This is a genomic window from Bauldia sp. (assembly GCA_037200845.1).
Classification (GTDB): Bacteria; Pseudomonadota; Alphaproteobacteria; order Rhizobiales; family Kaistiaceae; genus DASZQY01.
Genome location: JBBCGQ010000001.1, coordinates 2,183,949 through 2,197,436, shown reverse-complemented (window position 1 = coordinate 2,197,436; position 13,488 = coordinate 2,183,949). Strand labels below are relative to the sequence as shown.

General features: G+C 66.2%; 16 protein-coding genes. 2 read left to right on the top strand and 14 right to left on the bottom strand.

The genetic code is table 11. From position 1 onward, the window contains the following. Nucleotides 1–41: 41 nt before the first annotated feature. The 5 genes from WDM94_10810 to WDM94_10790 form a co-directional block, all read right to left on the bottom strand. Nucleotides 42–797 (bottom strand): hypothetical protein, encoded by a 756-nt coding sequence (locus WDM94_10810; GenBank protein MEJ0013093.1) that lies wholly within the window; start codon nucleotides 795–797, stop codon nucleotides 42–44. A 66-nt stretch (nucleotides 798–863) separates the two neighbouring features. Then, nucleotides 864–1,769: an IS1595 family transposase gene (locus WDM94_10805; protein MEJ0013092.1), complete on the bottom strand. Its 906-nt coding sequence runs from the start codon at nucleotides 1,767–1,769 to the stop codon at nucleotides 864–866. 123 nt (nucleotides 1,770–1,892) lie between these two features. Continuing rightward, nucleotides 1,893–2,303: a DUF3775 domain-containing protein gene (locus WDM94_10800; GenBank protein MEJ0013091.1), complete on the bottom strand. Its 411-nt coding sequence runs from the start codon at nucleotides 2,301–2,303 to the stop codon at nucleotides 1,893–1,895. A 165-nt stretch (nucleotides 2,304–2,468) separates the two neighbouring features. Beyond that, nucleotides 2,469–3,104, bottom strand: a complete 636-nt coding sequence (locus WDM94_10795) for a uracil-DNA glycosylase (protein ID MEJ0013090.1) — start codon at nucleotides 3,102–3,104, stop codon at nucleotides 2,469–2,471. A 7-nt stretch (nucleotides 3,105–3,111) separates the two neighbouring features. Next, nucleotides 3,112–3,720: an NYN domain-containing protein gene (locus WDM94_10790; protein ID MEJ0013089.1), complete on the bottom strand. Its 609-nt coding sequence runs from the start codon at nucleotides 3,718–3,720 to the stop codon at nucleotides 3,112–3,114. A 296-nt stretch (nucleotides 3,721–4,016) separates the two neighbouring features. Between WDM94_10790 and rpoZ the strand changes: the two genes are divergently transcribed. Then, a complete protein-coding gene (gene rpoZ / locus WDM94_10785) occupies nucleotides 4,017–4,415 on the top strand; it encodes a DNA-directed RNA polymerase subunit omega (GenBank protein MEJ0013088.1) in 399 nt (132 codons plus the stop codon). 244 nt (nucleotides 4,416–4,659) lie between these two features. Here the strand turns inward: rpoZ and era are convergent, their stop codons facing one another. The 9 genes from era to WDM94_10740 all read right to left on the bottom strand — a co-directional run bounded on the left by era (nucleotide 4,660) and on the right by WDM94_10740 (nucleotide 12,615). Next, nucleotides 4,660–5,562 carry a GTPase Era gene (era, locus tag WDM94_10780; protein MEJ0013087.1) on the bottom strand — a complete coding sequence of 301 codons (903 nt, stop codon included), beginning with the start codon at nucleotides 5,560–5,562 and terminating at the stop codon, nucleotides 4,660–4,662. Then, entirely contained in the window at nucleotides 5,559–6,254 is a 696-nt protein-coding gene (gene rnc / locus WDM94_10775; protein MEJ0013086.1) for a ribonuclease III, read from the bottom strand. The genes era and rnc overlap by 4 nt, the downstream gene beginning before the upstream one ends. Further along, entirely contained in the window at nucleotides 6,251–7,036 is a 786-nt protein-coding gene (gene lepB, locus WDM94_10770; protein ID MEJ0013085.1) for a signal peptidase I, read from the bottom strand. Before lepB ends, rnc begins: the two co-directional genes overlap by 4 nt. 92 nt (nucleotides 7,037–7,128) lie before the next feature. Next, on the bottom strand, nucleotides 7,129–7,533 hold the full coding sequence (gene acpS, locus WDM94_10765; protein MEJ0013084.1) for a holo-ACP synthase: 405 nt from the start codon (nucleotides 7,531–7,533) through the stop codon (nucleotides 7,129–7,131). After that, on the bottom strand, nucleotides 7,530–8,279 hold the full coding sequence (locus tag WDM94_10760) for a pyridoxine 5'-phosphate synthase (GenBank protein MEJ0013083.1): 750 nt from the start codon (nucleotides 8,277–8,279) through the stop codon (nucleotides 7,530–7,532). Before WDM94_10760 ends, acpS begins: the two co-directional genes overlap by 4 nt. A gap of 7 nt (nucleotides 8,280–8,286) precedes the next feature. Beyond that, nucleotides 8,287–8,865 (bottom strand): DUF2062 domain-containing protein, encoded by a 579-nt coding sequence (locus WDM94_10755; GenBank protein MEJ0013082.1) that lies wholly within the window; start codon nucleotides 8,863–8,865, stop codon nucleotides 8,287–8,289. A gap of 4 nt (nucleotides 8,866–8,869) precedes the next feature. Beyond that, nucleotides 8,870–9,451, bottom strand: coding sequence for an orotate phosphoribosyltransferase (gene pyrE, locus WDM94_10750; protein MEJ0013081.1), 582 nt, complete (start codon nucleotides 9,449–9,451; stop codon nucleotides 8,870–8,872). Between the two features lie 8 nt (nucleotides 9,452–9,459). Next, nucleotides 9,460–11,736, bottom strand: coding sequence for a bifunctional (p)ppGpp synthetase/guanosine-3',5'-bis(diphosphate) 3'-pyrophosphohydrolase (locus WDM94_10745; GenBank protein ID MEJ0013080.1), 2,277 nt, complete (start codon nucleotides 11,734–11,736; stop codon nucleotides 9,460–9,462). A 111-nt stretch (nucleotides 11,737–11,847) separates the two neighbouring features. After that, entirely contained in the window at nucleotides 11,848–12,615 is a 768-nt protein-coding gene (locus WDM94_10740) for an SDR family oxidoreductase (protein ID MEJ0013079.1), read from the bottom strand. A gap of 72 nt (nucleotides 12,616–12,687) precedes the next feature. On the opposite strand from WDM94_10740, the gene recO reads away from it, so the two are divergent. Next, entirely contained in the window at nucleotides 12,688–13,428 is a 741-nt protein-coding gene (gene recO / locus WDM94_10735; GenBank protein ID MEJ0013078.1) for a DNA repair protein RecO, read from the top strand. Nucleotides 13,429–13,488: the final 60 nt, after the last annotated feature.

The following is a 13,488-nucleotide window of genomic DNA, read 5'->3' as shown; positions in this document are numbered from 1 at the left end:
CGATCCTACCGCTGGCTCCGACAGGCCGGCGCTCTAGTCGTCTATGGTTTGGTGCTTATTCCGACGGTCACAGTCTTATCGTCGGGAACGTATTCTTCCGCATATGCGGAAGTCGCAATGCCGACAGCCGCTAAGGCTGCGTGGATGCCTTCGAGGTGCGGTGGTCGTGCATCCAAGTTCTTGATTACCAGGAATGTGCCGAAGATGCCGTATGAAATGGCGTCTTCCCTTGTGACCGGGAAACCAGCTTCTTTAAAAACGGCCTCCAGCTGGTCGGCGTATTGTTTGATTTCCGCATCCCACATTTTCGGCTTTATCTGGACGGGCTCTTTCGGAACTCCCTCCAGCGCCTTCAACAGCGCCACTCGTTGCGCATCGCTAATAACGCGCGGAGAGCGGGCGGCCACTTCTTTCTCTAACGCAAGCCGCAACTCGGCAGCTTCTTTCTCAAGGCCTGCCGCCTTTTCTGTCGCTATCGCCGCTGATTCATTTGCGCGCGCCGCTTCGGCGTTCGCTTTGGCGGCGCCCTCTTTTGCTACGGCTGTGCCTTCCTTTGCTGCCTCTGCGTCGGCCGCCGCTCTTGCCGTTTCGGCACGAGAGACCTCCCGCAATCGGTCCCAATGGAATTCTTTCACGGTCGCAGTCCGAACAATCACAAACGTCGCGACAACACCGCCGAGCAGGCAAGCCAGCAGCGCTAGATTCGCTGCATCGCCCCACCACGTCGCGGACTCAAGCGACATTCCTGCAAATGGCCACATACCTTTTCCGGATTGGCTCTTTTTCCCAGTACTCATCGGCGTCGTGATAATCGGGCTAACCAGCCTTTGGCAGCAATGGCGGGGACTAGGACGTAAATGATCCTAGCATCCTTCAATCGCCGCGCTGAAAATGTCCTCATTCATGCGGTTATTGTAGCGGAACTGGAACTCCGCGACATACAGCGGCAAGTACTTCTTGCTGACCTTGTGGAAGGTGCCGACGACGCCACGCTTAAGGATCGACCAGAACCCTTCAATCGTGTTCGTGTGGATCGAACCGATGACGTACTGCCCCGCACCGTGGCGAATGAACTTGTGCGGGAAGTCCTTGGCGAGGTGCCGGTAGCCGGAATGTTCGTCGGTGGTGAGAAGGCTCACCTTGTCCGAAACAGTCTGGCGAACGAAGCTATCGAACGTGGCGGTATCGGTGTTCTCAATCACGCGGGCGATGACGTTGCCCTTGCGCTTCACGGCTCCGATAACGACGAACTTGTTCGATCCCTGACCGCCAACGCCGTAGCTTTTCTTATCCCAATGGCGGTTCTTGTCCTTGCCGCCGATGAACGTCTCATCGACCTCGACAATGCCGCCAAGTTTCACTTCCGGCTCGACAAGCGCGGTGCGGATTTTGTGGCACATGCTCCATGCGGTTTCGTAAGAACCGAAGCCCATGACGCGCTGGATTTGAAGGGCGCTCATTCCCTTCTTGCTGGTCAGCATCAAATGCACAACGCGGAACCACTGGCGCAGAGGCTTATTCGTGTTCTCGAAAATCGTCCCGGCGATGACCGAGAAACGGTAGCCCTGCGGGGCGCAATTCTGGCACTGCCAATGCCACGGGCGCGACTTCAACTCATAGACCTTGGTGTTGCCGCAGCGTGGGCAGGCGACTTCCTCAGGCCAGCGCCGCGCCTTCAAGTAGCCCTTGCAATCTTCCTCAGTGACGAACATCGCCTCGAACTGCGGGATCGTCATCTGATGAACAGGCTTGGGGCGGCGAGCGGTCATAGGAAACTCCCTTCAATGGAAGGATATTTCCATGCCTGACCGTTACTGTCAAGTCCCTGATAATCGCCCTTGCGGGAGGGTCAAACCGCCGAAGGCGGTTTGGGGAGGGGTAACGGTGCCCGCCTACTCCTCCAGCGCGTCTTCCTCGGCCTCGCCGGGATCGATGCCGAAAGCCTCCAACCCCTCGGCGAGGTAATCCGCCAAGAGCGGCATGCCGAGGAGATAGCGCTCCGTGCGCGTCGTCTTTTCCTCGCGCGCGGTCTGGCGGGCTTCTTCCCAGTCTTCCAGGTCGAACGAGCCGCGGCCGATCCAGGTGAGCGCCACGAGGTCGGTTTCCTCGTCCTCGTTCAGGCCGCGCACGAAGCCGACGATCTCGGCGACGTCCGGGTCGTCGGCGCGGTTTTCGACCAGCTCGACCTCGTCGTCATCGCTCGCCTCGTCGGCCGGGATGACGGGCGAGACCTTCGAGTCGAAGGCGCGGGCCTTGAGGATGAGCCAGCCGACCTTCTCTGGCGCGATCTGCAATTCGGGCATGGGAGAACCTCCAGCGGGATTGGAGACACGTTAACACGGGGAGGGGCGAAAGGTTCGTTCGGGGCGCTGACGCCTTTGTCATCCAGCGGCGCGGCATCTAGCGCAGCGCTGGATGCGTTGGGCCTGCAGCGCCGGACCCCTGCTTCCGCCGGGCGACGGCCCGCGTTAGCCGAGCCGCCGTCGAATGGTAGCGAAAACCGACCGGAACATGGCTTCCGTCAGTACGCCGGTGTTCGTGTTGTAGCGGGAGCAATGGTAGCTGTCGTGCAGGGTCAGGCCGTCGCGCACCTTGTGCACGGCGCCATGGCCGAACGGCGTCGCCGATCTTTTGAGGCCGAGTGCGGAGACGGTGCTGTCATGGGCGATGCGGCCGAGCACCAGGATAGCCTCGAGGTTGGGCATCGCGTCGAGCGTGCCGACGAGGAACCGCCGGCAGGTCGAAATTTCCAGAGGCGTCGGCTTGTTTTGTGGCGGGACGCAGCGCACCGCGTTGACGATCGCGGCGTCCTTCGGCGTCAGGCCGTCCTCCGGATGCGCCGCGTAAGTGCCCGTGGCGAAACCGAAATCCAGCATCGTCTTGTAGAGCAGGTCGCCGGCGTAGTCGCCGGTGAACGGGCGGCCGGTGCGGTTGGCGCCGCGCAGACCCGGCGCCAGGCCGACGATGGCGAGACGCGCGTCCAGCGCCCCGAAGGTTGGCACCGGCGCGTTGTGCCAAGTCGGCTCCTTCGCGCGCCATTCCTCGCGGAAGGCGACGAGGCGCGGACAGAGCGGGCAGTCGCGCCCGGGCTCCGGCGGAGTCACGCGGGACTCAGACGGTGCCTTCGTCCTCGAACTCGTCGTGGAACATCGCCTCGGTCTGGATGCGCTCCGACTGGCGGGCCTGGCGCTCGGCCGGGTCGCGGCCGACGCGGGCCTGCATGGTCGACAGATCGACGAAGTTGTCGGCCTGGCGGCGGAGCTCGTCGGCGATCATCGGCGGCTGGGTGGCGAGGGTGGAGACGACCGTGACCTTGCGGCCCTTGCGCTGCACGGCCTCGACCATCGAGCGGAAGTCGCCATCGCCGGAGAACAGGACGAAATGGTCGACCGCATCGACCATTTCCATGACATCGACCGCCAGCTCGATGTCCATGTTGCCCTTGATCTTGCGGCGGCCGGTGGCGTCGACGAATTCCTTGGTCGGCTTGGTGACCACCGTGTAGCCGTTGTAGTCCAGCCAATCGATCAGCGGGCGGATCGAGGAATACTCCTGATCCTCGGCGAGCGCCGTGTAGTAATAGGCGCGCAGCAGGTAGCCCTTGGACTGGAACTCGGCGAGCAGCCGCTTGTAATCGATGTCGAAGCCCAGCGACTTCGAGGTGGCGTAGAGGTTGGCGCCGTCGATGAAGAGCGCGATCTTCTCGCGCGGGTCGAACAGGCTTTGCTCAAGGCGGTCGCGGGTGGCGGACATGGGACGCAATCCTTTGGAAGACTGGCAAAGGAACTGAAACGGGAAAACTGGGGTCGTTGCTCGGCAGGCGAAAAAGGAAACCTTCGGAATAATTCGTCTCTACCACGTTCGTTTCGCCCTTTCTTGCCGGCGGAGACGAACAAACCGGGATTTCCCCTGCGAATATGGCTGAAAACGGGCGTGGGGACCCGGCGATCGCCCTTGCGTCCTCAGGCGAAGCCGCCTATATCCCGGCCCAATTCCCCACCCGGAGATATTTGCCCATGGCGCGCGTCACCGTCGAAGACTGCGTTGACAAGGTCGAGAACCGTTTCGAGCTGGTGCTGCTTGCCAGCCATCGCGCCCGCATGATCGCGTCGGGCGCGCCGCTGACCATCGACCGCGACAACGACAAGAACCCCGTCATCGCGCTCCGCGAGATCGCCGACCAGACGGTCGCGCCGGAGGACCTGAAGGAAGACCTGATCCACTCGCTGCAGAAGTACGTCGAAGTCGACGAGCCGGAGCCCGAGGTGGTGCCGATGATCGCGTCGGCCAACGGCGAGAAGGCCGCGCCGGTGCCGGACGAGAACGGCGACATCGCCTTCGACCGCATGTCGGAGGAGGAGCTGCTGCGCGGGCTCGAGAGCATGGTTCCGCCGGACAAGACGGAAGAGTTTTAGCAACAAGCGTTCCGGGATACGAAAGGGCGCCTTTGGCGCCCTTTCTGTTTGTAGCGTGGTTCGCAGTTTCGGTGGGGAGGAGAGACACCCCTCCCCAAAACCGCGATGCGGTTTTGGCCCTCCCACAAGGGGAGGGCTCAAGCGGAGTCCAGATCTACCAGCACGACGAACCCTCCCTTGTGGGAGGGTCAAACCGCCAAAGGCGGCTTGGGGAGGGGTGTCTATCCTCCTCCCGACGTTCGCCCTATTTCGGAAACTCGATGCCCATCATCCGGTAGCGCTCCGGGTCGTCGGCCCAGTTTTCGCGCACCTTCACGAACAGGAAGAGATGCACGGTGGTTTCGGCGATCTCGCCGATCTCCTTGCGGGCCGCCATCGATATGGCCTTGATGGTCGAGCCGCCGGCGCCGATCACGATCTTCTTCTGGCTGTCGCGCTCGACGAAAATCGTCTGCTCGACGCGCACCGAGCCGTCCGGCTGCTCGGTCCAGGCTTCAGTCTCCACCGTCGCCTGGTAGGGCAGCTCCTGATGCAGGCGCTCGAACAGCTTTTCGCGCGTGATCTCGGCGGCGAGCTGGCGGAGCGGCACGTCGGAGATTTCGTCTTCCGGGTAGAGCCACGGACCGACGGGCAGGCGGTCGGCGAGGAAGGCGGTGAAGTCTTCGACGCCGTCGCCGGTCAGCGCCGAGATCATGAACGTGCGTTCGAAGGCGAGGATGGCGTTCGCCTGCGCCGCCATTTCCAGCAGCACCTCGCGCTTCACGGCGTCGATCTTGTTGAGCAGCAGGATCTTCGGGTGATGGACCTCGGCAAGCTTGGCGATCATCTCGCGGTTATCGTCGTTCAGGCCCGCCGAGGCGTCGACCAGCAGCGCGACGACGTCGGCATCCTTGGCGCCGCCCCATGCCGTCTCGACCATGGCGCGGTCGAGGCGTCGCTTCGGCTTGAAGATGCCGGGCGTGTCGACGAAGACGATCTGCGTCTGCCGGGCCATGACGATGCCGCGGATGGTCGAGCGCGTCGTCTGCACCTTGTGGCTGACGATGGCGACCTTGGAGCCGACCAGCTTGTTGATCAGCGTCGATTTGCCGGCGTTGGGCGCGCCGATGAGGGCGACGAAGCCGGCGCGGGTGTCGGTGTCGCTCATGGCTTGGGGCTCCAGACGCCTTCGCGGGTGAGCAGCGCGGCGGCCGCCGCCTGCTCCGCCTCGCGCCGCGTCTTGCCGACGCCGCGGGCCGGGGCGAGCGTCTCGACGCGCGCCTCGACGTCGAAGCGCGGGTCGTGGTCGGGGCCGCTTTTGGCGGCGATGGCGTAGCTCGGCACGTCGAGGCCCTGGCCCTGCGCCCATTCCTGGAGCGCGGCCTTGGCGTTGCGGCCGGTGAGGCTGATCGACAGGCGGTCCTGCCAGTGCGTGGCGATGAAGGTGCGCGCCGCTTCCAGGCCGCCGTCCTCGTAGATCGCGGCGATTACGGCTTCGCACGCGTCGCCGAGCACGTTGGTGGTGAGCAGCGAGGCGCGCGGGGCGCGGCCGTTGGCGAAGCGGAGCGCGCTGCCGAGATCGACGGCGAGCGCCACCTCGGCGCAGGTTTCCTTGCGCACCAGATCGGCAAGCCGTCGGGAAAGGTCGCCCTCCGGCGCCTGCGGGTAGGCGGCGAGCAGCATCTCGGCGATGATCAGGCCGAGCACGCGGTCGCCCAAAAATTCCTGGCGCTGGTAGGTGGCGCTGCCGGCGGCGGCTCCCGAATGGGTAAGCGCCGTCAGGATGAAAGCGCGGTTCTGGAAGCGATAGCCGAGGCGCCGCTCAAGCGGCGCGACCGCAGCATCGCCCGGCGTCTTCATAGGATCTTGAAAATGCGATCCCAGCGGACCTTGTCCGGCCACTTCCAGATTTCCCAGACGTGGTTCGTCGGCACCGCTTCGAGCTGGGTGGGGACGTGCTTCTGCTCCTCGTTGAAGGAGAAGAAGATGATGGTCGCCTTGCCTTCCAGATTTTCGAACGGCACGTAGCCGACGCCGTTCGCCTGCGGCGGCACGCGGCTGTCGGTCGAGTTGTCGCGGTTATCGCCCATCATGAAGTAGTTGCCAGCCGGCACCTCGAACACCTTGGTGTCGTCCTCGGCGCCGCCCTCTTCGCGGTCGAGCACGTGGTAGGTGACGCCGTTCGGCAGCGTCTCCTTGTAGCGCTTGGCCTGGACGCCGTCGTCGTCGACGGTGTCGACGTATTCCTTCGGCACGGCGACGTCGTTGATGTAGAGGACGCCGCCCTTCATCTGGATGCGGTCGCCGGGCAGGCCGATGACGCGCTTGATGTAGTCGGTCGATTCATCGCGCGGCAGCTTGAAGACGACGATGTCGCCGCGCGTCGGCTCCTTGCCCCAGATGCGGCCACTGAACAGTGGCGGGCTGAAGGGCAGGGAGAAGCGCGAGTAGCCGTAGGAATATTTCGAGACGAAGAGATAGTCGCCGATGAGCAGCGTGTTCTCCATCGAGCCCGACGGAATATTGAACGGCTGGAAGAGCAGCGTGCGGACGACGAGGGCGAGAACCAGCGCCTGGACGATGACCTTTACGGTTTCGCCGCCGCTGCTGCTTTTGGCCGGTTTCTCGGTGGTCGCGCTCATTCACTGGTCCGTCGTTGCGGCCGTCGCGGTGCCGTGGGGAAAGAAGGGCCGGTAATACCGGCAAGGCGGCGCGGGCGCAACGCCCGCCCGCCCTAGGTTGTGGCCGGGACCGCCTCGATGATCACAAGCGCCTGGGCCAGTGGGAAATCGTCGGTGATCGTAACGTGGATCTCGGGGCGATGGCCGGTCGGAACCAGCGAGGCGAGGCGCTTTGCCGCGCCTCCGGTCAGCGCCATCGTCGGCTTGCCGGAGGGCAGGTTGACGACGCCCATGTCGCGCCAGAAGACACCGCCGCTCATCCCGGTGCCGAGCGCCTTGGAGCAGGCCTCCTTGGCGGCGAAGCGCTTGGCGTAGGAGGCGGCGCGGAGACGCCGGCGTTCCGACTTGCGCACCTCGATGTCGGTGAAGATGCGGTGGGTGAAGCGCTCGCCGTGCTTCTCCAGCACCTTCTCGACGCGGCGGATGTCGATGGTGTCGTTGCCGATGCCGATGATCATGCGGCGACCTCCGCCCGCGCCTCGTCCATCAGGCGGCGCATGGTGCGCACGCTCTCCTCGAGGCCGACGAAGATCGCCTCGCCGATGAGGAAGTGGCCGATGTTCAGTTCCGCGATCTCGGGCAGGCGCGCGATCGGCTTCACGTTGGCGTAGTCGAGGCCGTGGCCGGCGTGAATTTCGAGGCCGAGGCTCCGGCCGTAGGCGGCGGCGTCGGCGATGCGGCGGCGCTCGTGCTCGAAGGCGTCGGGGCCGGAGTGGAAAGATTCGCAGTAGGTGCCGGTGTGTAGTTCGACCACCGGCGCGCGGAGCGATGCGGCGGCGTCGAGCTGGGCGCGGTCGGGCGCGATGAACAGCGAGACGCGAATGCCGGCGTCGCTGAGCGCGGAGACGATGGGCTGCAGGCGATGGCGCTGACCGGCGGCGTCGATGCCGCCCTCGGTGGTGCGCTCCTCGCGCCGCTCGGGCACGATGCAGGCGGCGTGCGGCCGGTAGCGGAGCGCGATCGACAGCATCTCGTCGGTCGCCGCCATCTCGAGGTTCAGGGGCAGGCGGATACCGGCGCGCAGCCGCTCGATGTCGCGGTCGCCGATGTGGCGGCGATCCTCGCGGAGATGCGCGGTGATGCCGTCGGCGCCGGCGGCTTCCGCAATCTTCGCGGCGCGCAGCGGATCGGGGTGATCGCCGCCGCGCGCGTTACGGATGGTCGCGACGTGGTCGATGTTGACGCCGAGGCGCAGCTTGCCCATCGGAATCTCAGACTCCCTCGAGGGTCGGGTGCGCGGCGGCGTGGAGCTTGCGCCGGCGCGCGGCCAGCCGCTCGGCGCGCACGGCGCGGAAGCCGCGCGTGGCGGCGAGCACCATCAGGTAGGCGACGACGCCGGCGGCGAGGCCGATCGGGATCGAGCCGATCAGCATCGGCTTGATGACGGGCCAGATCGCATGCAGCGACTTCTCGGCGAGGTTCGACGGCACGTCGCTGCCGCTGCGGAAGCGCGGGCCGCCGACGAAGATGCGGCCGACGCGGTAGGTCGCCGCCCAGATGAAGGGAATGGTGATCGGGTTGGCGACGGCGGTGCCGAGCGCCGCGGCAACCAGGTTGGCGCCGAGCAACCAGGCGATCAGCAGCGCGATCAGGATATGGAAGCCGAGGAACGGCGTGAACGCGATCGCGACGCCGACGGCGACGCCCAGCGCCACCGCGTGCGGCGAGCCGGTGAGGCGCATGACGCGCTTCTGGAAATATTGCGCCGAGCGCGAGAAGCTGACGCGCGGCCATAGCGCCGTGCGCAGGCGGTCGATCGGATGTTCTTCGGTGCGGCGGCGGAACAGCATCTGGTTACGCCAATCCCCGGCTGCCCGGTTTCACGGCCGGAATTTTCGCCATCTCCGGCGGGATGTCGGCGACGGCGTAGGCGGGCACCTTGTAGCGCGCGAGCGACACCAGCGGGACGCCGAGGTCGGCCTCGCCGCCGGAGCGGTCGATGAGGCAGGCGCAGGCGACCACGGTGCAGCCCAGCGCCTCGACGGCGGCGATGGTCTCGCGGCCGGAGAGGCCGGTGGTGACGATGTCCTCGACGATCAGCACGCGGGCGCCTTTCGGCACCTCGAAACGGCGGAGGCGGAAGACGCCTTCCTCGCGCTCGACCCAGACGGCGGGGATGCCAAGCTGCCGCGCCGTCTCGTAGCCGGGGACGATGCCGCCGATGGCGGGCGAGACGATCAGGTCGACGTCGCCGTGGCCCTCGTCGTCGATCTTGTGGGCGAGCGCGTGGCAGAGCTGCTCGGTCAGCTCGGGATACATGAAGACGCGCGCCTTCTGGATGAAGACGGGGCTGTGCAGGCCGGACGAGAGAATGAAATGACCTTCGAGGATGGCGCCGGCCTGGCGGAAGACGCCGATCACCTCGTCCTCGCTCATCACGCCGCTCATTCGCTGACCCTCGTCACGCTCGATACCACGGGCCGCGCCTTGAGCTGCGCAATCAGCCGGTTGAGATGCTTCACGTCGAAGACTTCCACGTCGATCAGGATCACCGAGAAATCCGGCGCCGAGGTCAACGTCTTGATGCTCGAGATGTTCGCCTCGTTGTCGGCGATGACTTGCGCCACCTGGGCCAGGCTGCCGGGCTCGTTGATCTCGGTCACCTGGATGCGGGCGGGGAAGCGCACCGGCGTGCTCTCGTCGACGTCCCAGCGCACATCCAGCCAGCGCTCGGGCTCGTCGTCGAATTCCTTCAGCGCGGCCGACTCGATCGGGAAGATGGTGACGCCTTCGCCGGGCATCAGGATGCCGACGATGCGCTCGCCGGGCACGGCGCCGCTTTCGGCGAAGCGCACGACGCTCTCGCCGTTCAGGCCGCGGATCGGGATCGCCGACGCGGCGCCGGGCTTGGCCGGACCGACGGCGGCCGGCTTGCGCGACAGGCCGGGCACGCGGAACTTCATGCCCGAGCCGCGCTTCAGGCCGAACCAGCCTTCCTCGCTCTTCGGCTTGGCGCGCGCCTGCGCTTCCTTGTGGTCGGGGTAGACGGCGCGCAGCACGTTCAGCGACGGGATCTCGCCGCGGCCGACGGCGGCGAAGGCATCCTCGGTGTTCGACTGGGCCAGGCGCGGCAGGGCCTTGGCGATCAGCTCTTCGCTGAAGGCACGGCCGGCGCGGGCGAAGGCGCGCTCCAGTATCTGCTTGCCGAGGCCGGCGTACTGCTTGCGCACGACACTGCGGGTGGCGCGGCGGATGGCGGAACGGGCCTTGCCGGTGACGACCATCGACTCCCAGGCGGGCGGCGGCACCTGCGCCTTGGACGTGACGATCTCGACCTCGTCGCCGTTGTGCAGCTCGGTCATCAGCGGCAGGTTGCGGCCGTTGACCTTGGCGCCGACGCAGGTGTCGCCGATGTCGGTGTGGACGGCATAGGCGAAGTCGATCGGCGTGGCGCCGCGCGGCAGCGCGATCAGCCGGCCCTTCGGCGTGAAGCAGAACACCTGATCCTGGAACAGCTCGAGCTTGGTGTGCTCGAGGAATTCTTCCGGCGTGTCGCCCGCGGCCAGCGTCTCGACGGTGCGGCGCAGCCATTCGTAGGCGCGGATCTCGTCGTTGAAGCCGGGCAGCGCCGGCTTGCTGGCGTCGTGCTTGCCATTGCCGCTGCCGTTTCCGTTCGGCTTGGGCGTCACGCCGTCCTTGTAGAGGGCGTGCGTGGCGATGCCGTATTCGGCGACGCGGTGCATGTCGGCGGTGCGGATCTGCAGCTCGACGCGCTGGCGGCCGGGACCGACGACGGTGGTGTGGATCGAGCGGTAGTCGTTCTGCTTCGGCGTCGAGATGTAGTCCTTGAAGCGGCCGGGGACGGCCGGCCACGTCGTGTGGACGACGCCGACGGCGGCATAGCATTTCTCCAGGCCGCCGACGATGACGCGGAAGCCGATGATGTCGGAGAGCTGCTCGAAGCTCACGGCCTTCCGCTCCATCTTGCGGAAGATCGAGTAGGGCCGCTTCTCGCGCCCCTTGACCTCGGCGAAGATGCCGGCGAGGCCGAGCTTGTCGGTCAGCTCCTCCTCGATGTGGGCGATCAGTTTCTGGTTGCGGTCGCGCAGATCGGTGAGCCGGCGCACGATCGTGGCATGCGCCTCCGGGTTCACATGCCGGAAGGCCAGCTCCTCGAGCTCCTCGCGCATGTCGTGCATGCCCATGCGGCCGGCGAGCGGCGCATAGATGTCGAGCGTCTCCTCGGCGATGCGGCTGCGGGCTTCCTCCGGCATGTGCTGAAGCGTGCGCATGTTGTGCAGGCGGTCGGCGAGCTTGACGAGCAGCACGCGGATGTCCGCGGAGATCGCCAGCAGCAGCTTGCGCAGGTTCTCCGCCTGCGCCGCTTTCTTCGACACGAGGTCGAGCTTCTTGATCTTGGTGAGGCCCTCAACCAGGCGGCCGATGTCCTCGCCGAACATCTGGTCGATCTCGGCCCGCGTCGCGTCGGTATCCTCGATGGTGTCGTGGAGAAGGGCGACGGCGATCGTGGAATCGTCGAGCTTCAGGTCGGTGAGGATGCCGGCGACTTCGAGCGGATGGGAGAAATAGGGGTCGCCGTTGGCGCGCTGCTGCGCACCATGCTTCTGCATGGCGTAGATGTAAGCCTTGTTCAGCAGGTTTTCGTCCGCGCCGGGGTTATAGCGCGTGACCCGCTCAACGAGTTCGTACTGGCGCATCATATCGGCGCACCACGGGGAAGGCGCCCGCCGGGGGAAGGCGCGGGCCGCACCATAGCAGATATAGTGTGCCTAGGGTTTACGGACGATGGCTGAACGTCGCGGAAAATCGGCTCAAACCGCGGTAAATCCGTTATCGACGAACAGATGCGTGCCCGTGATGAAGGCGGCCTCGTCGCTGAGCAGGAAAACCACCGCCCCGGCGACGTCCTCCGGTTTGCCCATCCGGCCCTGCTGCATGGCGATGGTGGCGTCCGACACGTCGATGCCGTAACGGGTAAGGCCGGCGACTTCCCGCTTGCCGTGCGGGGTGTCGATGAAGCCCGGACAGACGGCGTTGCAGCGGACGCCCTTGTCGCGGAACTCGACCGCGATGGCGCGGGCGAACATGTGGCAGGCGCCCTTGGTCGTGTCGTACAGGACCTCGGTCGCGGTAGCGGCGACGGCCGAGATCGACGAGGTGCAGACGATGGCGCCGCCGCCGGCGCCGATCATCGCGGGCAGCACGGCCTTGGTCACCAGAAACATCGAGCGGACGTTGATGGCGTGGAGGCTTTCCCATTCCTCCAGCGTCGTTTCCAGGAACGGCTTGATGACGATGGAGCCGGCGTGATTGAACAGCGCCGTCACCGGCCCGAGCTGGCGGACCACCTCGGCAACCGCGCGGTTCACGGCGCCTTCGTCCGTGACGTCGGCTTCGACAAAGATCGCCTCGGCGCCGGCCGCTCGAATCGCGGCGGCGGTCTCGTTGCCGCCGGCGACGTTGCGGTCGACGATCGCGACCCTGGCGCCTTCCGCCGCGATTGCCTTTGCCGCCGCGCCGCCTATGCCCGTGGCGCCGCCCGAAACCAGCGCCACCTTGCCCTTCAGCCGCCCCGCCATATCTCGCGTCTCCCTATCCGAAGCCGGCGAAATCATATGCGATCCGGACGCTCTGGGGTGTAGATTCCGACCATGCAATGGACCGACGAAGGCGTCATCATCGGCACGCGGCGCCACGGCGAGACCAGCCTGATCGTGGAGCTGATGACGGCCGCCCATGGCCGGCACCTGGGGCTTGTCCGCGGCGGCCGATCGCGGCGGCTGCAACCGACGCTCCAGCCCGGAAACTCGGTCAACGCGACCTGGCGGGCGCGGCTCGACGGCCATCTCGGCCACTATACGCTTGAGGGAACCACGGAACGGGCCGCCCGGCTGATCGAGGGCGCCACCGGGCTCTATGGCATCCAGACGATAGCGGCGCTGTTGCGGCTGCTGCCCGAGCGCGACGCGCATCCCAACCTCTACGACGGGCTGGTCGCGATCCTCGACTTCCTCGACGATCCGCTGATCGCCGGCGGGCTGATCGTCCGCTTCGAGATGAAGCTGCTCGAGGATCTGGGCTTCGGCCTCGACCTCTCTGAGTGCGCGGCGACCGGCGGCAACGACGACCTCGCCTATGTCTCGCCACGGACGGGGAGGGCGGTCAGCCGCTCGGCCGGTGAGCCCTATCACGACCGCCTGCTGCGCCTGCCGCCGTTCCTGCTCGAGGTGCCGTCGGAGGCGCGGCCGGACGCCGAGGCGGTGACCGCGGCGTTCCATCTCACGGGATATTTCCTGGCGCGGCATGTCTACGAGCCGCGCGGGCTGGAGCCACCGGAGGCGCGGGCGGCGTTCCTCGGGCTGGTGGCGCGGCAGCGGGACGCGGCGGAGTAGGCCGAGCGCTCTGCTCGCCCTGCAACCTCCCCTCCACTGTCATCCTTCGGCGGCGCGCGG

Excerpts from the sequence above, each read along its gene's own strand:
- WDM94_10745 (MEJ0013080.1), bottom strand. The coding sequence starts at position 11,736 with ATGATGCGCCAGTACGAACTCGTTGAGCGGGTCACGCGCTATAACCCC.
- era (MEJ0013087.1), bottom strand. The coding sequence starts at position 5,562 with ATGAGCGACACCGACACCCGCGCCGGCTTCGTCGCCCTCATCGGCGCG.
- recO (MEJ0013078.1), top strand. The coding sequence starts at position 12,688 with ATGCAATGGACCGACGAAGGCGTCATCATCGGCACGCGGCGCCACGGC.
- WDM94_10740 (MEJ0013079.1), bottom strand. The coding sequence starts at position 12,615 with ATGGCGGGGCGGCTGAAGGGCAAGGTGGCGCTGGTTTCGGGCGGCGCC.
- WDM94_10755 (MEJ0013082.1), bottom strand. The coding sequence starts at position 8,865 with ATGCTGTTCCGCCGCCGCACCGAAGAACATCCGATCGACCGCCTGCGC.
- WDM94_10800 (MEJ0013091.1), bottom strand. The coding sequence starts at position 2,303 with ATGCCCGAATTGCAGATCGCGCCAGAGAAGGTCGGCTGGCTCATCCTC.
- rnc (MEJ0013086.1), bottom strand. The coding sequence starts at position 6,254 with ATGAAGACGCCGGGCGATGCTGCGGTCGCGCCGCTTGAGCGGCGCCTC.
- acpS (MEJ0013084.1), bottom strand. The coding sequence starts at position 7,533 with ATGATCATCGGCATCGGCAACGACACCATCGACATCCGCCGCGTCGAG.
- pyrE (MEJ0013081.1), bottom strand. The coding sequence starts at position 9,451 with ATGAGCGAGGACGAGGTGATCGGCGTCTTCCGCCAGGCCGGCGCCATC.
- WDM94_10810 (MEJ0013093.1), bottom strand. The coding sequence starts at position 797 with ATGAGTACTGGGAAAAAGAGCCAATCCGGAAAAGGTATGTGGCCATTT.
- rpoZ (MEJ0013088.1), top strand. The coding sequence starts at position 4,017 with ATGGCGCGCGTCACCGTCGAAGACTGCGTTGACAAGGTCGAGAACCGT.
- WDM94_10805 (MEJ0013092.1), bottom strand. The coding sequence starts at position 1,769 with ATGACCGCTCGCCGCCCCAAGCCTGTTCATCAGATGACGATCCCGCAG.
- lepB (MEJ0013085.1), bottom strand. The coding sequence starts at position 7,036 with ATGAGCGCGACCACCGAGAAACCGGCCAAAAGCAGCAGCGGCGGCGAA.
- WDM94_10760 (MEJ0013083.1), bottom strand. The coding sequence starts at position 8,279 with ATGGGCAAGCTGCGCCTCGGCGTCAACATCGACCACGTCGCGACCATC.